This is a genomic window from Nonomuraea sp. NPDC049480 (genome assembly GCF_044465905.1).
Lineage (GTDB): Bacteria > Actinomycetota > Actinomycetes > Streptosporangiales > Streptosporangiaceae > Nonomuraea.
The window spans coordinates 450086-475188 of the sequence record NZ_JBITMD010000004.1 but is presented as its reverse complement, the minus strand read 5'-3'; the positions used below and the strand labels follow the sequence as shown (position 1 = coordinate 475188).

Sequence of the window (25103 nt, the reverse complement as noted above, 5' to 3'; positions counted from 1 at the left end):
GTGACAGCCACCCCCCACCATCGTCGGAGGACGCCTCATGGCAAGACCCCTTCGTCTCCTGCTGTCCCTCGTCCTCGGCCTCGCCTTACTCCTGGTCACCGCACCCGCCCAGGCCGCGTCGCTGGTCACGGTGCTCAGGTACGACGCGAGCCGGGCCGCCGAGTTCCAGTCCACGGTGAACCAGGCGGCGCAGATCTGGAATTCGAGCGTCTCCAACGTCCGGCTCGTTCAGGGCTCGCCCGCCCATTTCGTCGTGGTGGCCGACAACGGCTGGCCGCGCGCCCTGCCCACCAGTCTCGGGCGCGGCACGATCTGGATGGGCCGGCAGGCCACCTCCCAGGGCTACGACCGGCTGCGCATCGCCACCCACGAGATCGGCCACATCCTGGGCCTGCCGGACCGCCGTACCGGCCGATGCTCGGACCTGATGTCCGGGTCGAGCGCGCCGGTTTCATGCACGAACGCGAACCCGAACGCGGCCGAACGGGCCGAGGTGGACCGCAACTTCGCCGGCGGCACGCCGCTGGTCGAGTTCGGCCGGCTCCACGAGGACCGCTGACGCCGGCCCACCGGACGGCGGCGCGCCCCCCGGAAGGCACGCCGCCGTCCACCCGGCACCCGCGCGCTTCCACCAGGAAGGGCGGGATGCCGCAGGCCACCACACCTGCAAGACCCACCGCCACATGTGCCACCCTCAACCCACGACCCGCGCCGCCGAGCGGTGGAGGGACGGCACGCGGCGCACCCAGGCGCACGGCCTCTTCACATCACTCGCCCACCGCCGGCACCGCGCTGCTGAGCCGTCCAGCGCACGCGCTTCCCACCGACGGCACGCACCCACAGTGCCGCCGTCGCACGCCTCCCACGGGGTTCGCGCACCCGGACCGGGCTCCTCCCCCGGGCGCGGCGGGCCAACTGAGCAGTCAGGCGGCCAAAGCCCGTGACAGCTCGCCGGGCGGGCCGAGGCGCTCGTGACAACGAGGCGACCGCGACGGCGAGGCGACCGTGACGGCGAGGCGACCGTGACGGCGAGGCGACCGTGACAAGCCCAGGCGACCGTGACGGCGACGTGCCGGATGGGGTCAACAGCTGTAGTCGGACGGGAGGCGGGTGTCGCCGTTCGGGCGGCCGGCCTGGAAGCCGAAGGAGGTGCCGGCGCCCGGCCCCAGCGTCCCGTTGTGCCCGACGTTGCGGGCGACGACGCTCTGGCCGCTCACCGTCAGGGACGCGTTCCACGAGCCGGTCAGCTGATGGCCGGACGGCAGGGTGAAGGTGACGGTCCAGCCGTTGACGGCCGTCGTGCCGGTGTTGCTGACGGTCAGCTGGACGACGTACCCGGTGCTCCACTGGCTCTGCACCGTCGCGGTGACCGAGCAGCCGCCCGTCCCGCCGTCCGGGCGCGTGGTCACGGTCACGGTGGCGGAGCGCGCCGACCGGTTGCCGGCCGCGTCCCTGGCGTAGACGGCGAACGTGTACGACGTGTTCGCGGCGAGCCCCGTGACGCCGGCCGAGGCGGTCGCCGAGGTCGCGACCGTGGTCTCGGAGGAGCCCTGAACGCGCACCACGTCGTAACCGGTCACGCCCACGTCGTCGGACGAGGCGGCCCACGACAGGCTCACCGACGAGGAGGTGACCCCGGACGCGGCGGGCGTGCCGGGCGCGGTGGGCGGGCTGGTGTCGTCATCCGGCTCCTCGTACGCCAGCCCGAACCCGTACGGGAACAGCGGGGTCTTCCCGTCCCCTTCGTTGATCGGCTGCTGGGAGGCGCCGCTCATCCAGGTCATGGGCAGCTTGCCGGTGGGCGGCACGGTCCCGAACAGCACGTCGGCCACGCCCTGCCCCTCGGTGCCGGGCAGCCAGGCGGCCACCAGCGCGTTCCAGCCGGGCAGCTGCGCGGCGACGTCGAGGGGCCGTCCCGACACCAGCACGACCACGACCGGCACCCCGGCGGCGCGCAGGGTCGCGATGGTGTTCAGGTCCGTGGTGTCCAGGCCCAGGCCGCCGGGGCGGTCGCCCTCTCTCTCGGCGTACGGCGTCTCGCCGACCACGGCGATCGCCACCCGGTACGAGCCGTCGACGCCGCTGCCGTCGCGGCTGTAGGTGACGGTCGTGCCGGAGCCGGCGGCGTTCCTGATGCCCTGCAAGATCGTGGTGCCGGGCGTGATGGCGCCTGGCGATCCCTGCCAGGAGATCGTCCAGCCGCCGCTCTGGAGGCCGATGTCGTCCGCGCTCTTGCCCGCCACGAAGATCTTGCCGCCCGGGGCGAGGGGCAGGACGTTCCCGCTGTTCTTCAGCACGACCTGGGACTTGGCCACCGCCTCGCGGGCCACGGCGCGGTGCGCCGAGCTGCCCACGGTCGCGGTGTACGACCGATCCGTCAGGGGCTTCTCGAACAGCCCCAGCTCGAACTTCTTCGTCAGGATGCGCCGGACCGCGTCGTCGACCCGGGCGTTCGTCACCCGGCCCGCCTGCACCTCCGCCCGCAGCAGGTCGATGAACTGCCGCCAGGCGGTCGGCACCATGGCCATGTCGATGCCGGCGTTCACGGCGGTGCGCACGTCGAGCGCGGAGGTCCCGGGAGCGCCGTCGATCTGGTCGATGCCGTTCCAGTCGGAGACCACGAGGCCGGAGAAGCCCAGCTCGCCCTTGAGCACGGTGGTGATGAGGTACTGGTGTCCGTGCAGCCTGGTGCCGTTCCAGCTGCTGAACGAGATCATCACCGAGCCGGCGCCGCGCTCCACCGCCGCGCGGAACGGCGGCAGGTGGATCGCCCGGAGGTCGGCCTCGGACAGCTGGGTGTCGCCCTGGTCGACGCCGCCCGTGGTGCCGCCGTCGCCGACGTAGTGCTTGGCGGTGGCCAGCACGGAGGCCGGTCCGTTCAGCGCCGTGCCCTGGAAGCCGGTCACGATCGTGGCCATCGCGGAGGGCAGCTCGGGGGTCTCGCCGAACGACTCGTACGTGCGGCCCCATCGGTCGTTGCGGGCCACGCACAGGCAGGGCGCGAAGTTCCAGTCCACGCCGGTGCCGGAGACCTCCTCGGCCACGGCCCGGCCGATCCGCTGGACCAGCGCCGGATCCCTGGTCGCGCCCAGGCCGATGTTGTGCGGGAAGATCGTGGCGCCGACGACGTTGTTGTGGCCGTGCACGGCGTCCACGCCGTACAGGATGGGGATGCCCAGCGGGGTACCGAGCGCCGCGTTCTGGAACCGGTCGTACATGTCGGCCCAGGACGTGGCCGTGTTCGGGGACGGGGCGGAGCCGCCGCCGGACAGCACCGAGCCGAGCCGGTACGCCGTGATGTCGGCAGTGCTGACCGACCCTCGCTCCGCCTGCGTCATCTGACCCAGTTTCTCGTCCGGCGACATCCGCGACATCAGGTCGGCCACCCTGGTCGGCACGGGCAGGGTCGGGTCCTGGTAGGGGAACGCGGCCGCCGCCGTGCTCGTCATTCCCGGGGTGTTCAGCACGGCGACGGTCAGCAGGATCACGACCGCCCGCGTCACCCACTTCATGCCCATGTCTCTCATGGCCGCCGCTCCTGGTCAGGGACGTCGAAGGAAGCATTGGGAGCGCTCCCACCCACGACTCTAGGCCAGCCCTCCGCCGAATTCCCGCCCCTTCCCGCACCGCACGTCCGCACCAGCCAAAACAAGCCAGGCGACGGTGAAACTTTCACGCGCCCGTCTCGATGAAACTTTCAGCGTCGCTTTACCGCCTGTGAAGCAGTACGGATAATACGGATCGGAAAGCGCTTTCCACCCCCTCTGGAGGTACCTGCCAAGCGGAGAGCAACCATGCCCCTTACCTCGTTACGCGCCGTCCTCGTCGCGGCGGCGGCCGTCCTCGCCCTTCCCTCGATCGGCGCCACCCCGGCCGGATCCGCGGCGGCCGCGGCGGCGGACGGCCCCACCGGGTTCGCCGCCGTCAATGCCCTCGGCCAGAACGGCACCACCGGCGGCGCCGGCGGCCGGACGGTCACCGCCACCAACGCCGATCAGTTCCTGGAATACATCGACAGCCTCGAACCCCTGATCATCCAGGTGTCGGGCACGATCTCGATCACGAGCAAGCAGGGGGTGCGTCCCAACAAGACCATCGTCGGTGTCGGCACGTCCGGGCACATCACCGGCGGCGGCCTGGACTTCTACCGGTCGTACAACGTGATCGTGCGCAACCTCCGCTTCACCGACGCCGAGGACGACGCCGTCAACATCGGTCAGAACTCGCACCACATCTGGATCGACCACAACACGTTCTCCGGCGCGGTGGACGGCTCGGTGGACATCGTGCGGGGCGCGGACTACGTCACGGTCTCGTGGAACCACTTCGACCACTCCGACAAGTCCATGCTGATCAGCCACTCCGACGGCGCCGCCGGAACGGACGTCGGCCACCTCAAGGCGACCATCCACCACAACTTCTTCGACCACAGCCGCCAGCGCCACCCACGTATCAGGTTCGGCGAGCCGGTGCACATCTACAACAACTACTACCTGGGCAACGAGCTGTACGGCGTGGCCTCCACGATGAACGCCGGCGCCGTCGTCGAGGGCAACTACTTCGAGAACGTGCCGCACCCGCTCTACTCATCCAGCGGCTACGGCGACAGCGGCCCGGGCAGGGCGGTGCAGCGCAACAACGTCTTCGTGAACTCCGGCACCCCGGAGACCAACGGGACCGTCGTCGAGCCGCGCACCTACTACGGCTACACGGTCGACCCGCCGCAGGGCGTCCCATCGGCCGTCCGCGCGGGCGCGGGTGTCGGCAAGATCACCCCCACGGTGGCGCGGCGGTAACACGCCCGCCCCTGACCACGAGCGGCCCGTCCCGCCCGCCGGGCGGGACGCCGGCCGCCCGTGATCGAGCGTGTCACGAGCGGAGGGACTCCAGCAGGCGGTCGGCCTCGGCGGCGAGGCGGGGCAGGTCGGCGGACGGGTCCGGGGAGCGGGCCAGCAGCATGCCGCCCTCGCACATCGCCCCGAAAACGAGCTGCGCGCGGGCGGGTACGGCCGCGGAGTCCTCCCCTTCGGCCGCCAGCGTGAACCCGGCGAGCAGGATGCGCAGCAGGCAACGGTGCTCGATCGCGCGCGTGGTCTCCCAGCCCAGCACAGACGGCGCGTCCAGCATCACGATCTGCCGGAATCCCGGATCGAGGCAGTGCTCCAGGAACGTGCGGGCGCCCCGGCGCAACGCCGCCCACGGGTCGCCCTCCTCTGTGGCCACGCGCTCCAGCTTGGCGGAGGCCTTCGCCAGCTCAGCCTCGAACGCCGCCCGGAACAGCAGCGCCTTCCCCCCGAAATGGTGATAGGCGGCACCCTTCGTCACGCCCGCCGCCGCGGCGATCGCGTCGATCGAGGTCCCCGCGTAGCCTTTGCCGCCGAACAGCTCCTGCGCGGCACGCACCAGCGCCGCCGTCGTCTCGTCCGTGCGTTCTGCCTGAGTACGGCGGATCATCGTTCTCCATTGACTTACATACTCGCGGTACGTAACTTCATAAGCCTAGTTACGTACCGAAAGTATGTCTCATGGAGGTGCGCATGTCCTCATCGCACATCGCCGTCTACGGCGCCACCGGCCACACCGGCCGCCTGGCGGCGGCAGAGCTCCGCGCCCGCGGCCGGAGCGTCATCCTGGCCGGACGGGACGGCGGCGCACTCAAGGCCCTGGCCGGCGAACTGGGCGGGGGTGAGCCGGCGGTACGCGTCCACCAGGCCCCGCTGGACGACCCGGCGGCCTTACGGGCGCTCGCCGAACAGGCAGGCGTGCTGATCCACTGCGCCGGCCCGTTCACCCACACCGGCAAAGCGGTCGCCCGGGCCGCCGTCGAAGGCGGCTGCCACTACGTCGACCACGCGCTCGAGCAGCACCACACCAAGTGGATCTTCGACACCATGCAGGAGCCGGCCGCGCAGGCCGGCATCACCATGATCACGGCGATGAGCTTCTACGGCGGCATGGGCGACCTGCTCGCCGGGGCCGTGGCCGAGGGCCTGATCGGGATCGAGCGGGTGACCTCCGCCTACGCGGTCACCGGCTGGCGGCTGACGACGGGGGCCAGGAAGACGGCCGAGCTGCTGTTCGCCGACACCCAGCGGATCACGTACGAGGACGGCGCCCAGCACGTCGGTTACGTCGAGCCGCGCAACGCCGTCTTCCCGTTCCCGCCGCCGCTCGGCCCGCGCACGATGATCGCCCCGGTGCCGTTCTCCGAGGTCGTCACCGTTCCCCGGCACGTGCCGGCGAGGCGGGTGGAGGCGCAGCTCACGGCGCACACGTTCGAGGAGGAGCAGGCGTTCACCAGCGAGCACGTCGACGCCGAGACCCGCGCGGGCTCCGGCTTCACCGTCGCCGTCCAGGTCATCGTCGAGGGCGGCGGCGCCGCGGGGCAGGTGGCCGGGCGCGACCTGTGGCGGCTGAGCGCCCTGGCCTCCGTGGAGGCCGCGGTCCGCCTGGCCGACGGCCACGGCCCCGGGCGCCCCGGCGTCTACGGCCCGGCCGAGGCGTTCCCTCCGGGGCCGTTCCTGCGCGACCTGGAACGGCTCGGCCTCTTCACTCTCACCCTTCCGGGAAAGGCGGAATCATGATCCTCGTGACGGGCGCGGCCGGCGGGCCGCAGGGAGGCACCGGGCGGCAGGTCGTGGACCTGCTGCTGGCGCGCGGCGAGCGGGTGCGGGCGTTCGTGCACTCGGACGACCACCGGGCTGAGGAACTACGCAAGATCGGCGCCGAGGTGGTCGTCGGAGACCTGTGCGAGATCACCACGGTCCGGCCCGCCATGCGCGGGATCAGACGGGCGTACTTCACCTATCCGGTGACGGCCGGCCTCCTCGACGCCACAGCGGCGTTCGCGGCCGCGGCCAGGGAGGAGGGGGTCGAGCGGGTCGTCGAGGTGTCGCAGCTGGACGCCTCCCCCGAGGCCGGCACCCCGCGCATGCGCCGCCACTGGCTGTCGGAGCAGGTCTTCGACTGGGCCGGGGTGGGCGCGGTGCACCTGCGCGCGGGGGTGTTCTTCGAGAACCTGGCCGTCGTGGCGGCCGCGTCCGGGAACCGCGAGCTGGCGCTGCCGCTCGGCGGCCGGGACACGCTGATCCCGCTCGTCGCCGCCGCCGACGTGGCCAGAGTGGGGGCCGGGCTGCTGCTCGACCCCGGCCCAGTCGACCCGGTGTGCCTGGTGAACGGGCAGATGGCGACCATCGGCGAGGTGTCCGACGCGTTCGGCGTCCCGTACGTGGACGTGCCGCCCGAGGAATGGGAGGCCCGCGCGAAGGAGATCTACCAGGACGAGGTGGCGGTGGAGCACCTCACCCACCTGTGGGCGCTCTTCCGCTTCATCGGGCCGGGCCACCACCCGCTCTACGAGGTCACCGAGAGCATCGAACGCGTCGGCGGCCGCCCGCCGACGACACTGGCCGAGTTCGCCCACAGTACGCAGTAGGCGATGGCGGCACGGGGGCGCGCCCCGGCCTTCAAGCGCCGGGGCGTTTCCGACCGTGTTCATGCCATGGTTCAGCCCTGTACCGCGAAAGTCCGGCACGCACCAGTGCCCGCCGTCGTCTCGTCCAAGCGCTCTGCCTAGGGACAATGAGGAGGACGGACGATGGTAGAAGGAGTAGAATCCGAGTAAGGACAGGGCAGAAAGGCCAAGGTCATGAGCCTGAATATCAAAAATCCTGAGGCTGAGCGGCTGGCAGCCGAGATTGGCGCACTCACGGGAGAGAGTAAGACCGCCGCCGTCATTTCTGCTCTGCGCGAGCGGCGTGAGCGTCTGCTCGCTAAGGGCCGGGAGGAGGAAGACGCCACGATGGCGGAAGACCTACTCGCGCTCGCCGCGAAGATCCGTTCGAGGTTGGGTGGTACGGATCTGTCGACTGACTTCTTGTATGACCCCGAGACCGGGCTCCCCGCGTGATCATCGACACCAGCGCGATCGTCGCGATCCTCAAGGGCGAACCGGATGCCGCCGCCTTTACCACAGCCATCCGAGAGGCCGCCGTGCGACGCATGTCGGCCGCGACATATCTGGAGATGGCCGCCGTGGTCGAGCGTACGCGCGACCCGGCTGCTTCCCGGCTCTTGGACGATTTCTTGAGCAGGATGAAGGTCGAAATCATGCCTGTCACATTGGAGCAGGCGCACATCGCCCGCCGGGCCTACTGGGACTATGGCAGGGGGAGCGGTCATAAGGCCGGGTTGAACTTCGGCGACTGCTTCTCGTATGCGTTGGCGCGAGAATGTCGTGAGCCACTGCTCTTCAAGGGCGACGACTTCACTCATACCGACGTGACACCAGTGCTGTGACACTTCCGCGCACGTGAGAGTTCCCCGCCTTGCAGTTGGACGGCCGGCACCGGCACGTCGCCCTGGCCATGGTCGCCCTGGCCTTACTGGCCGCCCTCACCGCGCTCCAACCGCCCTGCGATGAGAAGCACATCGCGCTGACCATGCCCGAGATCCGCCGCCTGATGGCCGCACTCATCCTCACCCGCGCCACCCCGTCCGGCATCTCTCGCACTGGTCACGCCGGCGCCGCCGTCACCAAGCCGCCGCCCCCCGCTGCCATTACCAGCGCAGATCTCAACCGTGATCGCGAAATGTGACAAGCATCAAGTGTCGAGGAGTCGTAGGGCCGCTTGGCTTCTGGCGATCAACTCGGGGTCGCCTTCGGCCATGCGCAGAGCCAGGGCCTCCTGCAGCACCTCGCGCGCCTCCTGTTTGCGATCCAGGTCAGTGAGGGTCTTGCCGAGATGCTGGAGCGGGAAGCACACCATTTCGGGTACTTCTTTCCTTGCCAGGGTGAGCATCGCGCGGCAGAGAGTTTCCGAGGCTGCCGCGTCACCTGAGTAGCGATGGGCGTCGGCCAGATTGATTGACGCCGCGATCCGCCTGCCGCTTGTGTCCGCCAGGTCGAGCGCACGGTTGAGGTGGTCGATCGCGTCGCCGTGCTCGCCCAGAACCAGCAGCCCGATCCCGAGCGCGCGCAGCGTGGTGTAGTCGGTGGGGTCCTGAGCGCGGGCCGAGTTGACGAGCGCGGTGAGCCGATCGCGGTCGCTGGGGACCATCCGTTGCCGTTCGTCGTAGGTGATGAGCTGGTTGATTTCTTGGAAGAGCACAGCCAAACATTAGGCGCGTAAGGGGCCTGGGCCAGCGTGGTGGCCGTCTTCATGTCACCTCAACGCACAAGATCGCGAGTGTGAAGGGCGGCCAAGCAGGCGGCGACGATCTCTTCCAGCGCCGCGACCCGTGCCATCAGACCAGGCGCTATTCCGTCGCGGGCTCATCCCAGATGGAGGTGCCGTACACCACCTGGTAGCGATCAACAGGAATGACGATATCCGCGTTCGAGATCCCGCCGCCGAGGGCACGGGGCATCGTTCCGAGGCCATCGCAATCAGCGCGCCCCGCGCCCGCCGGGGCGAACGGCTCCGCGGCGATAAAGGTCGCGAGACGGCAAGACCCCCGGCCCGCACCCGGGCCGGGGGTCGAGTGACGCGCGGATCAGCCGGTGAAGCCGATCGCCGTCCAGTCGTAGTACGCGTAGCCGCGAGAGCCGTAGTTGGCGAGCGTCTTCTTGACCGCCCAGATGTCAGGACGCTGGTACAGCGGGATGGTGTGCACCATGTCCCAGATCAGCTTGTCCGCGGCGTTGGCCAGCTCGACGGCCTTGGCCGGGTCCATCTCGTCCACCGCGGCCTGGACGGCGGCGTCGACGGCCGGGTCGCTGGCCTTCGGGAAGTTGCTCTCCGAGCCGGTGTAGTAGATCTGCTTCAGGCTGCCGATCGGCAGCGGCGTGCCGATCCACGAGAACGGCACCAGGTCGAAGTCGCCCTTGATGATGTAGTCGTTGAAGAACTTGTCAAGGGGAACGGGGCGGATATTGATCTTGATCCCCGCCTCCTTGAGCATGGCCTGGGTGAGCTCGCCCTCCGTCTGCGCCACCGGCGTGCCGGTGGGGATGACGAAGCTCAGCGCGAACTCCTTGCCGTCCTTCTTGCGGTATTCGCCCTCCTGCTTCCAGCCGGCCGCGTCCAGGAGCTGCTTGGCCTTCTCCAGGTTGTACTTGCCGAGGTCGCCGGAGTTGTCGACGTAGCCCTTGTGGTTGTTCATGAAGACGTGGTTGCCGAGCGTCTGCAGCGGCCACTCCATGTCCTTGAGGTCGGACTGCGTGATCACGTCACGGTTGATCGCGTACTGGACGGCCTGCCGGACCGACTTGTCCTTCAGGAACGCGCTCTGGTTGTTGACGGTGATGTGCCGCCAGTTCGGGCTGAGCGCCTTGCGGATCTCCGAGCCGGGGACCTCCTTGGCCCGCTTCAGCTCCGCCGGGGCGCCCGACGGGATCTCCACGCCGTCGAGCTCGCCGTTGGCGAAGGCGTTCACCTGCGCGGCGGGCGACTCGATGGCCCGGAAGATGACCTTGTCGAGCTTGGGCTTCTGGCCCCACCACTTGTCGTCACGCACGAGCGTGAGCGTCTTGGTGCCCTCGTCGAGCTTCTCCACCTTGAAGGGACCCGCGGTGGCGGGGATCTTCTGCAGGTAGTCCTTGTCGTACGCCTCGGGCGTCTCGATGTGCTTGCCCGGGAAGAGGTGCGAGGTGCCTCGGTTGAACAGGCCCTGCCACTCCGGGTACGGCTTGGAGAAGGTGATCACGGCGACCTTGTCCGAGTCGCCCTTCTCGACCGACTCGATCTTGTCCCAGCCGTCCGTGGAGGCCGGCTTGAACTTCTTGTCCTTGCCGCTGTTGGCCTTCCACGCGGCCGCAAGGTCCTCCCACGTCATCGGCGTGCCGTCCGACCACGTGGCCTTGTCGTTGATCGTGTAGGTGACGACCTGCTTGCCCGACGACATGTCGTTCTTGACGTCGGTCACGTAGTCCTTGTTCGGCGTGAAGTTGGCGTCCGCGTCCGCCATCATCAGCTGGGGCATGAACACGTCGAGCATGTCGGCCGTGTCGGCCTGGTTGCCGTCGACGTGGTTGCCGTTCCACTGGCTCGGCCACTGGCCGATCGCGAGCGTCAGGGTGCCGCCGTCCTTGACCTGCTCATAGGCGACCGGGTTGATGCTGATGGCCGGGGTCTCCGCCATCTGCTGCTGCGCCTGCTGCGACTTCTGCGCAGTGGGCTGCTTGCTCTCACTGGCGCCCCCGCCGCAGGCCGCGACAGCCATGGCCAGGACCGCGATTCCCGCGGCTGCCCGGTATCGAACCTTCACTTTTCCTCCTGATCGTCCGAGGCCGTGATGACCTCGATCTCCTCCGCGTAGTGGCAGGCTGCGCCGTGGTCCACGGCGTTCGCGAGCCGAGCAACCGAGGGCTCTTCGTCCACACAGAGCTGCCGGTCCGCCTCGCTGAGCACGGCGAACTTGGGACAGCGGGTACGGAACCGGCAACCCGATGGCGGGTCGGCCGGACTGGGCAGGTCGCCTTCGAGCAGGATCCGCTTCCGGGTGCGTTCCATCTCCGGGTCCGGCAGCGGGATCGCCGACAACAGAGCCTGCGTGTAGGGGTGCGCCGGGTGGTCGTAGACGTTCTCGACCGTGCCGATCTCGGCGATCCTGCCGAGGTACATCACGGCGACCCGGTCGGCCAGGTGCCTGACCACCGCCAGGTCGTGGGCCACGAACAGATACGACAGCCCCAGCGTGTTCTTCAGCTCCTCCAGCAGGTTGATCACACCTGCCTGGATGGAGACGTCGAGTGCCGACACCGGCTCGTCCAGGACGAGCAGCTTCGGCTCCAGCGCGAGTGCGCGGGCGATGCCGATGCGCTGGCGCTGCCCGCCGGAGAACTGCTGCGGGTAGCGCTCGGCGTGCTCGGGCGACAGCCCGACCAGCTCCAGCAACTCGGCGACCCGGGACGGCACGTTCGTCCTGCCGTGCGCGCGCAGCGGCTCGGCGATGATGTCGCCGACCGGCATGCGCGGGTCGAGCGCGGCCATCGGGTCCTGGAAGACGATCTGCAGGTCGCGCCGGAGCGCCCGGCGTCCCGCCTTGTCCAGCTTGGCGCTGTCCTTGCCGAGCACGACGACCCGGCCGCCCTGTGGCGGGGCCAGCTGCATGATCTGCTGCAGGGTGGTGGTCTTGCCGCAGCCGGACTCGCCCACCAGGGCCAGCGTCTCGCCTTCCGCGATGTCGAGGCTGATGCCGTCGACCGCGTGCACGGTGCCGACGCGGCGCTTGAAAACCGCGCCCTTCATCAGCGGGTAGTGCCTGATCATGTTGTCCAGCTGCAGCACCGTGGAGCGTTCTGCGCGCGGCACGCGGACCACGTCGCTCGGCGGGATGACCGGGACGGGGAACACGTCGGCGCCGGTCAGGCCCTTGTGCTCGATCTCGTGCGAGCGGATGCAGGCGACGTGCCTGCCGCCGGCGAACGGCGTGAGCGGCGGCTCCTCGTCGTCGCACATGTCGACCTTCATCGGACAGCGCGGCGCGAACGGGCAGCCGGGCGGCAGCGCCGACGGCGAAGGCGGGTTGCCCTCGATGGGCACCAGCGGCCCCTCCTCGCCGTCGATCCTGGGGATCGAGGCGAGCAGGCCCATCGTGTACGGCATCCGCGGCCGGTAGTAGATGTCGTCCACCGACCCCTGCTCGACCGGCCGGCCCGCGTACATGACGAGCACGCGGTCGGCGATGCCCGCGATGACCCCCAGGTCGTGGGTGATCATCACGATGCCGGCGCCCGTCTCCTGCTGCGCGGTCTTGAGCACCTCCAGAACCTGCGCCTGGATGGTCACGTCCAGCGCCGTGGTGGGCTCGTCGCAGATCAGCAGGTCGGGGTCGTTGGCGATGGCCATGGCGATCATCGCGCGCTGGCGCATGCCGCCGGAGAACTCGTGCGGGAACGCCTTGGCGCGCAGGTGCGGGTTCGGGATGCCGACCAGGTCGAGCAGCTCCACAGCGCGCTTGGCGGCCTTGTCCTTGGGCATCTTCTGGTGCACGCGGACGGCCTCGGCGACCTGGTCTCCGATGGTGTAGACGGGCGTGAACGCCGACAGCGGATCCTGGAAGATCATGCTGATCGCCTTGCCGCGCACCTTGATCAGCTCGTCTTCGTCCATGCTGAGCAGCTCGCGACCGTGCAGCTTGACCGAGCCGCTGACCACGGCGTTCCTCGGCAGCAGGCCCATGATGGCGAGCGAGGTGACGGACTTGCCGGAGCCGGACTCGCCGACGATGCCGAGCACCTCGCCGCGCTCGACCTCGTACGAGACCCCGCGCACCGCCTGGATGCCGCCGGAGAAGGTGACGGTGAGGTCGCTGACCTCCAAGATGCTCACGAGTTGCTCCCCGGGTCGAGTGCGTCACGCAGGCCGTCGCCGATCAGGTTGATGCTCAGTACCAGGAGCACCAGCAAACCGGCGGGGAAAACGAACAGCCACGGGTAGCCGGTGGCGTTGCGCGAGCCCTCCGCGATGAGCGTGCCGAGCGAGACGTCGGGCGGCTGGATGCCGAACCCGAAGAAGGACAGCGCCGCCTCGCCGATGATCGCGCCACTGACGTTGAGCGTCGCGTCGATGATCAGCAAGGAGGACAGGTTGGGAACGATGTGCCGAAAGATGATCTTCCAGCGCGGGATGCCCATATAGAGGGCCGCCTGGACGTATTCGCGCTCACGAAGCGAGAGCGTCATGCTGCGGACCACCCTGGAGGTGATCATCCAGGTGAACGCGGCGAGCAGCACCACGAACCAGAGCCAGGTGCCGCCCTTCAATCTCGGCGAGATGATCGCGATGATCAGGAAGCTGGGGAGGACCAGCAGCAGGTCCACACCCCACATGAGCACCCTGTCCAACCAGCCGCCGAAGTATCCGGCGAACGCGCCCACCACCGCGGCGAGGCCGGTGGCGATCAGCGCCACCAGCAGGCCGATGATGATGGACTTCTGCATGCCGCGGAGCGTGACCGCGTACATGTCCTGCCCGATGGCACCGGTGCCCCACCAGTGGTCGCCGTCGGGCGGCGACATGAAGGCCAGGAAGTCCTTGTCGGTCCACTCGTACGCGCCGGCGTACGGGCCGATGTACGCCAGGAGGATCAGGAGGACCAGGGCCGTGATGCCGTAGCGGGCCTGCCTGTTGCGGAACAGGCGCCTGAGGACGACTTTCGAGCGCATGTCAGCTCACCCTCACCCGCGGATCGAGCGCCGCCACCAGCAGATCCGACAGGAAGGCGGCGAACAGGACACAGACGGCGGTGAAGAGGGTCACCGCGGCCACGGAGTTGACGTCGTTGGCGTTGATCGCGTCGACCAGCCAGGCGCCCATGCCGTGCCAGGCGAAGATCTTCTCGGTGAAGATGGCTCCGGTGAACATCGTTCCGAACGCGAAAGCGAAGTAGGTGGCGGACGGGATCAGCGCCGTACGGAGCGCGTGCTTGATCAGCGCGGTCCTGCGTCGCAGTCCCTTGGCCATGGCCGTGCGGACGAAGTCCTGGCCGAGCACGTCGAGCATCATGTTGCGCTGGATGCGACTGTAGAAGGCGATCGAGCCGAGGCCTAGGGAGATGGTCGGCAGGATCAGGTGGTTGAGCCGGTTGACGAACTGGTCCCAGCCCTCCAGCTTCGGGTTGTACTCACCGGTGTACTCGATCAGCGTGAACCCGAGCCCGTCGTTCAGGGTGTACGTCGCCATCGCCAGCAGCGTGGCCAGGAGGAAGACGGGAAGGGCCATGATCACGAATGAGCTGACACCGATTAACCGGTCGCTGATCTTGTACTGCCGCACCGCCGAGAGTGCCCCGAACGCCACCCCGAGGGCGAAGCCCACCAGCGTGCCGATCAGCAGCAGGCGCAGGCTGACGAAGATCCGCCGGCCCATCTCCGCGTTGACCGAGCCGCCGTTCCAGGTCTTGCCGAAGTCTCCCGCGATGACGCCCTTGGCCCAGGTCCCGTAGCGCACGAGCACAGGGGTCTTGTCGTTCAGGTTGTACGCGTCGAGCGTGGCGTCGATCACCGACTCGGCGATGGGCGGCTGACGCGCCTGGTACGTGGCCCGCGGGTTCATGGTGCTGGCGGCGAGCATGTACGCGAGACTGGCCGCGATCGCCACCAAGATCACATTTGTTGCGAACCTGCGAAGCAGGTACTTGCCCATTACTCTCCGTTCGCGCTGACTGGGGGCAGTGCCTCGGGCTGGAGAGGCGGCTCCCGCAACGTAAAGCCATCCCGCATCGGGAAATCCCGATGACCCGTGAGATGGCGATCAAGGCGCAGAATATATGTAAAGATGTAACAGTCAGAAACTGCTCGATATAACAGTCAGATCACTTGCAATAGATCGTGACATTCGCCAGATGGCCCACACATAGGGCTCCGACCTGCATAAATGCGACCAATTAGGGTCTTCTACCGCCGCCAGAGAAGCCCTTATGTCACAGAATCCGGACATTAATTGACGGTCGGCCAAAGTGATCCACATCATGGGGTGGATCTGCGGATTGTGAGGCCCCCGCGGCGCCTGGGGACTTTGGTCCTCATCGGGTCAGGGCATCCACTCGCCTCCCGCGACGTCGATCGTGAGCCCGGTGATCCAGGGGCGTGTCCTACTCCGGACGGCGTACGGGGTGCGCGCCGGAGGCGCGGAGAAAGTAGTCGTCGCCGCCCACCTGACCGCCCTTCAACGCCACCTCCAGCCCGTCGCACGCGGGATCGTCCGAGGCCAGCACGCACACCGGGCCGCCGGGGGCGAGCACGGTGACCACGTCCAGCGAACGCGCGCCGAGGGCGGCCACGACCTCGCCCGAGGTGTCGCCGCCGGCGACCACCAGCCGCCGCGCCAGCCCGCCCCGCACGGCGGCCGCGGCGATCCGGCCGAGCAGTTCCCCGATCCCGGCCGGGTCCCGGGCCGGGCCACGGGTGGACTGGACGATCGTGTGGCGGCCCGCGCGCAGGTGCTCCTCCACCTGGGCGAAGACCGTTTCGGAGGTGTCCAGCACCGGCCATCCCGCCCGCTCGGCCGAGTCGATCTGGCGGGCGGTGATCGGCGATCGGCTCCCGGACACGACCAGCACCGGCCCGGCCACCGCGAGCGGCCCGCTCAGCGGCGGGCCTTCCGTCCTGGGCGATCCTTCCCCGCGGCTCTCCGTCGCGCCGGGTTCGCCGAGGCCGGTCGAGGCCAGGGCGTAGCTGAGGCCGCCGGAGCCCACGCAGTACAACGGGCCGCGGCGCTCGGCGTCGGCGAGCAGGAGACGGCCGAGTGTCCGGAGGTGCCGGTCGGTCAGCACGTCGGCGACGAATGCCGCGTCCGCGGCCCTGGCCAGGTACGCCTCCTCCGATGGCTCGGCGGGCAGCCATCCGACGCGCCCGGCGCCCTGCTCGGCGAGCCGTACCCGCAGGTCGGCCTCCGTCGCCGGGGTGACCGGGTGGTCGCGCGCCGGCGGGTACCGGTCGAGCCGGTGCACCCGGCCCCCGGCCCGTACGAAGTGGTTGGCGAACCATGTGTAGCGGCCGAGTTCGGGCTGTGCGGCCAGCACGGGCACCGGGCGGCGGCCCGCCAGTCCCGTCCGGTGCAGGGCCGCGACGACCGCGCCGATGCTCCCCACCTCAGGGGAGGAGTCGAAGGTCGAGCAGATCTTGTACTGGACGACCAGCGGCCCCAGCGCCGCCATGGCTTCGAACGCCGGCATCACCACCGAGGCCGGGTCCGCGGCCGCCCGCGCCGTGGTGGCCAGGCCGATCACGTCGCCGCCGCCGTGCAGGTGCGCCACGTCCATCACCAGCGACCCCGTTAGCCCGAACCGCCGGAACTGCCACAAGGCGTCCGTCGCGCCCGTGAAGTCGTCGGCCACGAACGCGAACAGCGTCACGAGCGCACCTCCGGCGCCGTCCCTCCCCGCCGCGTCACCGCGGCACCACCCCGCCGAAGTGCTCCAGGGCCCTGACCAGCTCCGGCGAGTCCACCTCGTGCAGCGGGACGCCCGCCGTCGCCGCGGCCCACGCCTGCCTGATGCTCGCGATCCCGGCAGCCGGCCCGTCCGGGTGACCGAGCACGCCCCCGCCGGCCAGCACCAGCAGGTCGGTGGTCCCGGTCCGCTCAAAGGCCACCGGAGCCGTCCCGGCCCACTGGGCGGACGACAACACGGGCAGGCAGGGGAAGCCGCCGAGCAGCGGCTCGCGCACGGCCTGCACCATAAGAGCCACCTCGTCGTCGGTGACGTAGAACTTGCTGTGGAAGCCGCCGCAGTGCAGGTGGTCGATGCCGGTCAGGCGGGCCAGCTTCTGGTACGCGACGTGGCCGACGCCGATCCCCGGATGGCGGGCCAGCGCGCCGAGCCCGGTGACGTGGGCGTGGATCGGCACCCGGGCGTGACGGCGCAGCATCGCGGCGGAGGGGAAGCCGACGACGTTCAGGTTGACCATCACGCAGGTGCCGCCGGAGGCGACCACCAGGTCGTGGTTGCGGAGCATGCGGTCGGGCTCGTCGCTGATGTTGAAGGCGTACATGGGCCGCCGCCCGGTCCGCCGCTCCACCTCGTCGAGCGCGGCGGTCACCGCGCGTATCCGCTGCGGGAGTGGCGCGGGCGGGCAGTCGGCGTTCACCTCGTCGTCCTTGATGAAGTCGGCGCCGGCCAGGCCGAGCTCCCGCACCAGGTCCACGTAGTCGGCGGGGCGCAGGCCGACGTTCGGCTTGACGATGGTGCCGATCAGCACGCCTCCGGGCCGTCCCGCCAGTCTCCGGGTGCCCTCCACCGCGAACCGCGCCGGCAGGTACGCCTCCCCGAACGCGGCGGGCAGATCCAGGTCGACCAGCTTCAGTCCGGCCAACTCCCGCAGCTCGTACAGGTTGCCCGCGACCACGGGGAACAGGTTCGTGAGCGAGGGCCCGGTGTTCTCCAGCGGAAACCCGATCTTCACCAGGGCGGCGCGCGGCGGCCCGTCACCGCGCGCCCCCGGCAGGCTCTCGGAGGCGGCGGCGGGGATCTCGGTGAGCTCCAGCACGACGGCGCCGTGCCGGGCGCGCAGGTCGTCGGTCTCGCCGCGCACGCTGACGAACGTGCCGGTGCTCTGCTCCCCAGCGATCGCGCTAGCCGCCTGCTCCAGCGGCAGCCGGGTGAGGATCCGGTACGTGGCGACGGTCAGATCGCGCATGCCAGGTACTCCATGGCGAGCGGCGGGCTGGCCAGGATCGGCACCCCGGCCTCGGCCGTTCCGGCCACGCGCGCCATCGACGCCTGGGCCAGCACGATCACGTCCACTTCGCCGCCCAGCTCGGCGAGCGCTCCGGCCACGCGTGTGTCGTGGGTCGCGGCGTCGCCGCCCATCAGGGCCTCGAACGCGCCCTCGCACACCCGGGCGGTCAGCCCGATCTCCCGGCCGGCCGCCTGGGCGCGCCGGCGTACCAGGTCGGCGGTGGGTTCGAGGGTGGTGGACAGCGTGGCGAGCACGCCGATCCTGGGGCCCAGCGCGACGGCCCGGTCGGCCATGGGACGGTCCACGCGGGTCACGGGGACACCGGTCAGCGGCTCGGCCGCCTCGACGGCGGCGCCGATGGAGGAGCAGGTCACCAGGATGTGGTCCGCCCCGGCGGCCTCGGCCGAGGCGATGTGGCCGCTGACGCGGCGCGCGGTGGACGGGGTCAGACGGCCGGCGGCGATCGTGTTCTTGATCAGACTGTCGTCGACGATGTTGAACGTCTCGACGCCCGGCAGGTGCTCGCCGCACAGCCGGGCGAACACCTCGACCAGCGTCGCCGAGGTGTGGATCAGTCCCAGCGTCTTTGTCATGATCCGGTCGTATCACTTCATCAGATGAAATTCCAGTTTCATCTGATGAAGCACTATGAAAATTCGGACTCACCTACTAGCGTGCGGAGGCGTGGCAACTGATCCTCAAAGGGACGCCGCCCGGAACGTCCAGGTGGTGCACGCCCTCGGCGCCCGCATCGTCGGCGGCGAGCTGGCTCCCGGCACGTCCATCCCCATCGAGGAGGACCTCGTCGGCGAGCTGGGCATAGGCCGCTCGGCCGTGCGGGAAGGCGTCAAGGTCCTGGCCGGCAAGGGCCTGCTGGAGACCAGGAGGAGCGCCGGCACCCGGGTCCGCCCTCGCGCGTCCTGGAACCTGCTCGACGCCGACGTGCTGAGCTGGCGGTTCGAGCCGGAGCCGCGCCCTGAGGACATCCGGGTGCTGGCCGACCTGCGGGTCGCGCTGGAGCCGGGGGCCGCCAGGGTGGCGGCCGAGCGGGCGGACGCGACCGCCGTGCAACGCGTCGACGAAGCCCTGGCCGCGCTCTACGCCACCGCCGACGACCCCGAGCCGTTCATCGAGGCCGACCTGGCCTTCCACAAGGCGGTGTTCGCCGCGGCGGACAACGACCTGCTGCTCTACATCTACGACATGATCAGCATCGCCCTGCGGTCCGTGCGCCAGGTGCACACCCGCTCGGTGGCGCACAACAAGGAAACGCTGCCCGGCCACGAGCGCGTGGCGGTGGCGATCAGGCGCCGCCACCACCGCAAGGCCGAGGAGGCCATGCGCGAGGTGGTGGAGGTCGCCCGCGCCGACGCCGAGCAGCACATCCGTCTCTGCTGCTAGGAGCCCTCACTTGGACGTCCTCCTCGACGTCGACGGCCCGGTGGCCGTCGTCACCCTCAACAGACCCGCCAAGCTCAACGCGATCACCCCCGGCATGGCCGCCGCGCTGCGTTCGTGCCTGGACCGGATCGACGCCGACCCGGCAATCCGGGTGGCGGTGCTCACGGGCGCGGGCGAGCGCTCGTTCTGCGTCGGCAGCGACATCAGCGAGCTGGACGCGTACGACACGCCGTGGGAGTTCCGCAACCGGGGCGACTACGGCGACGCCGTCCGCGCCCTGCGCAAGCCGATCATCGCGGCCGTCAACGGCTACGCGTACGGCGGCGGCCTGGAGCTGGCCATGGCCTGCGACATCCGGCTGGCCGCCGGGACGGCGACGTTCGCCGCGCCCGAGATCAAGCTCGGCTGGATCGGCGGCAGCGGCCAGTCCGCGCTGCTCGCCCACGCGGTCGGGCCGGGCAACGCGGCCACGATGCTGCTGACCGGCGACCCCATCGACGCGACCCGGGCGAAGGCGTGGGGGCTGGTCACCGACGTCCATCCCCAGGACGAGCTGCTGCCGGCCGCTCGCGAGCTGGCCGGGAAGATCGCCGAACGCCCGCCCATCGCCGCGCAGACCGCCAAGGCCAACCTGAAGGCCGCCTACTCGATGCCGCTCGACCAGGCCATCCAGTACGAGCGCGACCTGCAGACCGTCTGCTTCGCCACCGCCGACGCCGCCGAGGGCAGGGCCGCGTTCGCCGCCCGCCGCACGCCCGTCTTCGAGGGGCGCTGATGGGCGCGCTGGACGGCTACCGCGTCATCGACCTGTCCATCGCGATGGCCGGCCCGCTGGCCGCCATGCGGCTGGGCGACCTGGGCGCGGACGTGGTCAAGGTGGAGCCGGTGACCGGCGAGTGGCAGCGGCACGCGCCCGCGGGCGGCGCCACGGGCAACCAGGTCAACGCCTCATTCCTGTCGCTCAACCGCAACAAGCGCAGCCTCGCCGTGAACCTCAAGTCCGGCGAGGGCCGCGACATCGTGCACAGGCTGGCCGCGACGGCGGACGTCTTCCTGCAGAACTACCGGCCCGGGGTGGCCGAGCGGCTCGGCATGGACTACGCGACGATCAGCGGCATCAACCCCGCCATCGTCTACGTCTCCATGTCGGGATACGGGGAGAGCGGCCCGTACGCGTCGAGGCCGGGGCAGGATCTGCTGCTGCAGGCCATGAGCGGGGCCATGTTCAGCACGGGCCGCGAAGGCGACCCGCCGGCGCCCGCGGGGACGTACGCGATCGACGCCATCACCGCCTACAGCGCGTTCGAGGGCGCGCTGGCCGCGCTGCTGCACCGCGAGCGCACCGGCGAGGGCCAGCGGGTGAGCGTGAACATGCTGGACGCGGCCATCGCCGTGCAGATGCAGGAGCTGTCGGTCTTCACGGTGGGCAAGGTGCCGCAGCGGCGCGGGCGCGAGCCGCACGGCCACACCTACATCCGCGCGCCGTACGGCGTGTTCGCCACGAAGGACGGCCATCTCGCGCTCGGCATGCCCCGGCTCGACGCGCTGGCCGTGGCGCTCGACCTGCCCGAAGTCGCGGACATGGACGGCCACGCCCAACGGGACGAGATCACCACGGCCGTGGCCCGCCGTCTGCCCGGCCGCACCACGGCCGAGTGGCTGGAGATCTGCGCCCGCCACGACCTGTGGGCGGGCCCCGTGTACGGCTACGCGGAGCTGGTGGCCGATCCGCAGGTCGCGCACAACGGCTCGTTCGTCACCTACGAGCACCGTACCGAGGGCACGGTCACCACCCCCGGCTTCCCGTACCGCATGAGCGCCGGCCCGCCGTCGGTCCGCACGGGCGCCCCGCTGGTCGGCGAGCACACGCGCGAGCTGCTGGACGAGCTCGGCTACCCGGCCGAGCGCACGGCCGAGCTGGTGGCGAGAGGCGTGCTGGCATGCGCGGACTGACCTGGGACCACCCGCGCGGGTACGCCCCGCTGGACGAGCTGACCCGGCTCGACCTGGCCGGCAGCAACCCGTACGGCGACGTGCCCGAGCCGATCGTGTGGGACCGTCAGCCGCTCGAAGGGTTCGAGTCGGAGCCGATCGCGAAGCTGTGCGAGACGTACGACGTGCTCGTGATCGACCACCCCGGGCTGGGCGCGGCCGTGGACGCGCTGGTGCCGATGGAGGAGCTGTTCGAGCCGGACGAGCTGGCCGGGTTCAGGGCGGGCGCGGTCGGCCGCACCTGGGACAGCTACCACCTGGAGGGACGCCAGTGGGCGCTGCCGCTCGACGCGGCCACCCAGGTCGCGGTCGCCCGCCCCGGCGTCGAGACGCCCGCGACATGGCTGGAAACGGTGGAGTTCGCGAAGGGCACGCGGACGGCGCTGTGCCTGGGCGGGCCGCACGCGTTCCTCATGTTCTGCGCGCTGTGCTCGGGCGACTTCCTCGACGCCGAGGAAGGGATCCGCGCGCTGGAGCTCATGGCCGAGCTGCTCGGCCTGGCCGACCGGAAGGTGTCGCCGCTCAACCCGATCGGCGTGCTGGACGCCATGGCGGCGGGCGGACCGGAGTACTGCCCGCTGGTCTACGGCTACGTCACCTACCCGCTGACCTTCTCCGACGCGCCCTCCTGGCCGGGGAGGCCGCCGGGGAGCGTGCTCGGCGGCACCGGCCTCGCCGTCTCCGGGCGGCGCATCGGCGCGATCCGCGACACGGTCCGCGTCCAGTTGCGGCGGCTTCTGTCCGAGCCGGTGCAGACACGGCTGTTCCCGGCCACCGGCGGGCAACCGGCCGCGCGGGCCGCGTGGGAGCCGCCCACCGCCCGGGAGGCCGGGGGCGACGCCCACACCTCCGCGGCCTTCTGCCGCGGCACCCGCGCCACCATGGAGGCCGCCTGGATCAGGCCGCGCTTCCCCGGCTACATCGCCCTGCAGGAACGGTCGTCGGCGCTGATCCGCGAGGGCCTGCTGGCCCGCGTCCCGGCCCGCGACCTGCTCAGGGACCTGCACGACGAATGGAGGCACGCATGACCACGGCGCTCGTCACCGGCGCCGCCGGAGCGCTCGGCAAGGCGATCGTCCGCCGCCTGGCCGCCGACGGCCACCAGGTCGCGGCGCTCGACCTCGACGCCGGCGCGCTCGACGGCGCGCTCAACCTCAAGGCCGACCTACGGGACCCGGCCGCCGTCGAGCAGGCGTTCGCCGAGACGGCGGCCCGGCTCGGCCCGGTCGGCATCCTCGTCAACAACGCGGCGATCTACCCGAGCAGGCCGTTCCTGGAGGTGCCGCTGGCCGAGTACGACGAGGTGCACGCGGTCAACCAGCGCGCCTACTGGCTGGCCGCCCAGCACGCCGCCAGGCAGATGACCGGCGGCGGCGCGATCGTCAACATCGCCTCGATCACCATGCACGGCGGCTGGGCCGACCTGGCCGCCTACGTCGCCACGAAAGGCGCCGCGGCGGCGCTGACCAGAGCGCTCGCCCGAGAGCTCGGGCCGCGCGAGATCCGGGTCAACTGCGTCTCGCCGGGCGCGTTCCCCACGGCGGCCGAGGAGATCCATCCGGATCCGGAGGCGTACAACCGGTTCGTCCTGGAGCGGCAGTCGCTCCAGCGGCGCGGCACCCCCGAGGAGCTGGCCGCCGTGGTGTCGTTCCTCGCCGGCCCGGACGCCTCGTTCGTCACGGGCCAGACCATCGAAGTCAACGGAGGGTGGGTGATGGCATGACGCCGGACCGCAGGCGGCTGGCGGAGCTGACCGGGGACCTGAGCGCGGCCGGCGGGGTCCGGCTGGTGACGCTCGGCGACGGACTGGAGCGCGGCATCCGGACGCTGGAGTTCAGGACCGGGTCGGGGCTGGCGTTCGACGTGCTGGTCGACCGGTGCATGGACATCGGGCACGCCGAGCACGCCGGGCGCGCGTTCGGCTGGCGCTCCCCCACCGGCTTCCGCCATCCCGGGCTGCACGAGACCGCCGACGAGGACGGCCTGTCGTGGCTGCGCTCGTTCTCCGGGCTCATCGTCACGGCCGGGCTCGACCACACGCTGTTCGGCGGCGAGGTGCCCGCCGACGGCTACCGCTACCCGCCCCGCCAGACCGTACGGCACGGGTTGCACGGCCGGGTCGGCAACATCCCCGCCCGGTTGACCGGGTACGGCGAGCGGTGGGAGGGCGACCGCTGCGTCCTGTGGGCCGAGGGCGAGGTGCGCCAGGCCGCGGTCTTCGCCGAGAACCTGCGCCTGGTCCGCCGCATCGAGGCCGACCTGGGCGGTGACGAGATCCGGCTGGTGGACACCGTCACCAACGCCGGGTTCGAGCCGGCGCCGCACATGTTCCTGTACCACATCAACCTCGGCTGGCCGCTGCTCGACGAGGGCGCCAGGTTCGAGGCCGACATCCGCGAGACGCTCTGGCAGACCGACAGCGTGGCCGAGCAGAAGGCCGACCACATCACCTTCCCCGGACCGGCGCCCGGGTTCGTGGAGCAGGTGTACGAGCACGTGCTGAACCCCGGCGACGACGGCATGCACCGGGTGGCGGTGGTCAACGACCGGCTCGGCATGAAGGTCGGCGTCGAGTGGCCGGCCGCGGAGTTCCCGTACTTCTTCGAGTGGCTGAACCTGCGCTCCGGCAACTACGCCGTCGGCCTGGAACCGTCCACCCACCACGTGTCCGGCGACGCGGCGGCCAGGGAGGACGGCAGCATGATCTGGCTGGGGCCGCTGGAGTCACGGGTCTACCACACGACGTTCCGTGTCAGCTGATGCGGTAGACGCGGCGGGCCGTGCCGGCGAAGACCTCGGCCCGCTCGCCCTCCGACAAGCCCGCGCACAGCTGATCCGCGGTCGCGACGACCCGCTCGTATTCGGCCGCCAGCAGGCAGACCGGCCAGTCGGAGCCGAACATCACCCGCTGCGGCCCGAACGCCTCGAGCACCGTCTCCGCATACGGCCGGAGGTCGGCGACCTGCCACGCCGTCCAGTCGGCCTCGGTGACCATGCCGGACAGCTTGCAGTAGACGTTCGGGAGCGCGGCCAGTTCCTCGATCCGGTCGCGCCACGGCTGCAGTTCGCCGGCGGCGATCGGCGGCTTGGACAGGTGGTCGAGCACGAACGTCAGCCCCGGCAAGGCCCGGACCGTGTCGATGGCGGCCGGCAGCTGGTGCGGCAGCGTCAGCAGGTCGTACGCCAGCCCCGCGGCCTCCACCGCGGCCAGCCCGCGGCGCACGTCCGGCCGGTTGAGCCATTCCGGGTCGGGCTCGGACTGCACACCGTGCCGCACGCCCACCAGCCCGTCGGGCATGGCGGCCAGCACGGCGGCGACGTCCGGCGCGGTCAGGTCGACCCAGCCGACCACACCCGCCACCAGGTCGGAGGCGGCCGCGAGGGCCAGGAACTCGACCGTTTCGGCCAGGTCGGGCAGCACCTGCACGAGCACGGTGCGGGTCACCCCGGCCGCTGCGGCGGGCGGGGCCAGGTCGTCGAGGGTGAACGTGCGCCTGATGGGCGCCATCGGCTCCGGGTCCAGCCAGGCGTGGGGGCGGACGGCGAGGTCCCAGACGTGGTGGTGCGCGTCGATGCGGTCCATGGG

At 70.6% G+C, this 25103-nt stretch carries 24 protein-coding genes; 13 read left to right on the top strand and 11 right to left on the bottom strand.

The window, feature by feature from the left end; genetic code table 11:
* Positions 1–37: 37 nt before the first annotated feature.
* On the top strand, positions 38–559 hold the full coding sequence (locus tag ACIBX3_RS15365) for a snapalysin family zinc-dependent metalloprotease (protein ID WP_397117150.1): 522 nt from the start codon (positions 38–40) through the stop codon (positions 557–559).
* A 523-nt stretch (positions 560–1082) separates the two neighbouring features.
* Here ACIBX3_RS15365 and ACIBX3_RS15360 read toward each other — a convergent pair.
* A complete protein-coding gene (locus ACIBX3_RS15360) occupies positions 1083–3527 on the bottom strand; it encodes a glycoside hydrolase family 3 N-terminal domain-containing protein (RefSeq protein WP_397117148.1) in 2445 nt (814 codons plus the stop codon).
* A gap of 267 nt (positions 3528–3794) precedes the next feature.
* On the opposite strand from ACIBX3_RS15360, the gene ACIBX3_RS15355 reads away from it, so the two are divergent.
* Positions 3795–4796, top strand: a complete 1002-nt coding sequence (locus tag ACIBX3_RS15355) for a polysaccharide lyase family 1 protein (RefSeq protein WP_397117146.1) — start codon at positions 3795–3797, stop codon at positions 4794–4796.
* Between the two features lie 73 nt (positions 4797–4869).
* Here ACIBX3_RS15355 and ACIBX3_RS15350 read toward each other — a convergent pair whose 3' ends face one another.
* Complete coding sequence (locus ACIBX3_RS15350; RefSeq protein ID WP_397117144.1) at positions 4870–5454, bottom strand: TetR/AcrR family transcriptional regulator; 585 nt, start codon at positions 5452–5454, stop codon at positions 4870–4872.
* Positions 5455–5537: 83 nt separating this feature from the next.
* On the opposite strand from ACIBX3_RS15350, the gene ACIBX3_RS15345 reads away from it, so the two are divergent.
* The 5 genes from ACIBX3_RS15345 to ACIBX3_RS15325 all read left to right on the top strand — a co-directional run bounded on the left by ACIBX3_RS15345 (position 5538) and on the right by ACIBX3_RS15325 (position 8597).
* A complete protein-coding gene (locus tag ACIBX3_RS15345; RefSeq protein WP_397117142.1) occupies positions 5538–6584 on the top strand; it encodes a saccharopine dehydrogenase NADP-binding domain-containing protein in 1047 nt (348 codons plus the stop codon).
* Positions 6581–7435, top strand: coding sequence for an NAD(P)H-binding protein (locus ACIBX3_RS15340; protein WP_397117140.1), 855 nt, complete (start codon positions 6581–6583; stop codon positions 7433–7435). Before ACIBX3_RS15345 ends, ACIBX3_RS15340 begins: the two co-directional genes overlap by 4 nt.
* Positions 7436–7648: 213 nt before the next feature.
* Positions 7649–7909 carry a type II toxin-antitoxin system VapB family antitoxin gene (locus tag ACIBX3_RS15335; protein WP_397117138.1) on the top strand — a complete coding sequence of 87 codons (261 nt, stop codon included), beginning with the start codon at positions 7649–7651 and terminating at the stop codon, positions 7907–7909.
* The gene (locus ACIBX3_RS15330) at positions 7906–8298 is read left to right on the top strand and encodes a type II toxin-antitoxin system VapC family toxin (RefSeq protein ID WP_397117136.1); all 393 of its coding nucleotides are present in this window, start codon (positions 7906–7908) and stop codon (positions 8296–8298) included. Before ACIBX3_RS15335 ends, ACIBX3_RS15330 begins: the two co-directional genes overlap by 4 nt.
* Positions 8299–8327: 29 nt before the next feature.
* A complete protein-coding gene (locus ACIBX3_RS15325; protein WP_397117134.1) occupies positions 8328–8597 on the top strand; it encodes a hypothetical protein in 270 nt (89 codons plus the stop codon).
* Positions 8598–8603: 6 nt separating this feature from the next.
* Here ACIBX3_RS15325 and ACIBX3_RS15320 read toward each other — a convergent pair whose 3' ends face one another.
* The 8 genes from ACIBX3_RS15320 to ACIBX3_RS15285 all read right to left on the bottom strand — a co-directional run bounded on the left by ACIBX3_RS15320 (position 8604) and on the right by ACIBX3_RS15285 (position 18717).
* Positions 8604–9110, bottom strand: a complete 507-nt coding sequence (locus ACIBX3_RS15320; RefSeq protein ID WP_397117132.1) for a tetratricopeptide repeat protein — start codon at positions 9108–9110, stop codon at positions 8604–8606.
* A gap of 385 nt (positions 9111–9495) precedes the next feature.
* Positions 9496–11208 carry an ABC transporter family substrate-binding protein gene (locus tag ACIBX3_RS15315; RefSeq protein ID WP_397117130.1) on the bottom strand — a complete coding sequence of 571 codons (1713 nt, stop codon included), beginning with the start codon at positions 11206–11208 and terminating at the stop codon, positions 9496–9498.
* Positions 11205–13274 (bottom strand): dipeptide ABC transporter ATP-binding protein, encoded by a 2070-nt coding sequence (locus ACIBX3_RS15310; protein ID WP_397117129.1) that lies wholly within the window; start codon positions 13272–13274, stop codon positions 11205–11207. The genes ACIBX3_RS15315 and ACIBX3_RS15310 overlap by 4 nt, the downstream gene beginning before the upstream one ends.
* Positions 13271–14110, bottom strand: a complete 840-nt coding sequence (locus tag ACIBX3_RS15305) for an ABC transporter permease (RefSeq protein ID WP_397117127.1) — start codon at positions 14108–14110, stop codon at positions 13271–13273. Before ACIBX3_RS15305 ends, ACIBX3_RS15310 begins: the two co-directional genes overlap by 4 nt.
* 1 nt (position 14111) lies before the next feature.
* Entirely contained in the window at positions 14112–15089 is a 978-nt protein-coding gene (locus ACIBX3_RS15300; RefSeq protein ID WP_397117125.1) for an ABC transporter permease, read from the bottom strand.
* A gap of 448 nt (positions 15090–15537) precedes the next feature.
* Complete coding sequence (locus ACIBX3_RS15295) at positions 15538–16800, bottom strand: four-carbon acid sugar kinase family protein (RefSeq protein ID WP_397117123.1); 1263 nt, start codon at positions 16798–16800, stop codon at positions 15538–15540.
* 34 nt (positions 16801–16834) lie between these two features.
* Positions 16835–18082: a RuBisCO large subunit C-terminal-like domain-containing protein gene (locus tag ACIBX3_RS15290; protein ID WP_397117121.1), complete on the bottom strand. Its 1248-nt coding sequence runs from the start codon at positions 18080–18082 to the stop codon at positions 16835–16837.
* The gene (locus tag ACIBX3_RS15285; RefSeq protein WP_397117119.1) at positions 18070–18717 is read right to left on the bottom strand and encodes an aspartate/glutamate racemase family protein; all 648 of its coding nucleotides are present in this window, start codon (positions 18715–18717) and stop codon (positions 18070–18072) included. The genes ACIBX3_RS15290 and ACIBX3_RS15285 overlap by 13 nt, the downstream gene beginning before the upstream one ends.
* 91 nt (positions 18718–18808) lie before the next feature.
* On the opposite strand from ACIBX3_RS15285, the gene ACIBX3_RS15280 reads away from it, so the two are divergent.
* Genes ACIBX3_RS15280 through ACIBX3_RS15255 form a run of 6 tightly spaced genes read left to right on the top strand, consistent with a single transcriptional unit; the run spans position 18809 to position 24277 of the window.
* A complete protein-coding gene (locus tag ACIBX3_RS15280) occupies positions 18809–19525 on the top strand; it encodes a FadR/GntR family transcriptional regulator (protein WP_397117117.1) in 717 nt (238 codons plus the stop codon).
* 10 nt (positions 19526–19535) lie between these two features.
* Entirely contained in the window at positions 19536–20300 is a 765-nt protein-coding gene (locus ACIBX3_RS15275) for an enoyl-CoA hydratase/isomerase family protein (protein ID WP_397117115.1), read from the top strand.
* On the top strand, positions 20300–21478 hold the full coding sequence (locus ACIBX3_RS15270) for a CaiB/BaiF CoA transferase family protein (RefSeq protein WP_397117113.1): 1179 nt from the start codon (positions 20300–20302) through the stop codon (positions 21476–21478). The genes ACIBX3_RS15275 and ACIBX3_RS15270 overlap by 1 nt, the downstream gene beginning before the upstream one ends.
* Complete coding sequence (locus tag ACIBX3_RS15265) at positions 21466–22545, top strand: hypothetical protein (RefSeq protein ID WP_397117111.1); 1080 nt, start codon at positions 21466–21468, stop codon at positions 22543–22545. The genes ACIBX3_RS15270 and ACIBX3_RS15265 overlap by 13 nt, the downstream gene beginning before the upstream one ends.
* Positions 22542–23240, top strand: a complete 699-nt coding sequence (locus ACIBX3_RS15260) for an SDR family NAD(P)-dependent oxidoreductase (protein ID WP_397117109.1) — start codon at positions 22542–22544, stop codon at positions 23238–23240. The genes ACIBX3_RS15265 and ACIBX3_RS15260 overlap by 4 nt, the downstream gene beginning before the upstream one ends.
* On the top strand, positions 23237–24277 hold the full coding sequence (locus ACIBX3_RS15255; RefSeq protein ID WP_397117107.1) for an aldose 1-epimerase family protein: 1041 nt from the start codon (positions 23237–23239) through the stop codon (positions 24275–24277). Before ACIBX3_RS15260 ends, ACIBX3_RS15255 begins: the two co-directional genes overlap by 4 nt.
* Here the strand turns inward: ACIBX3_RS15255 and ACIBX3_RS15250 are convergent.
* Positions 24270–25100, bottom strand: coding sequence for an amidohydrolase family protein (locus tag ACIBX3_RS15250; RefSeq protein WP_397117105.1), 831 nt, complete (start codon positions 25098–25100; stop codon positions 24270–24272). The two genes, ACIBX3_RS15255 and ACIBX3_RS15250, sit on opposite strands and share 8 nt — an antisense overlap.
* Positions 25101–25103: the final 3 nt, after the last annotated feature.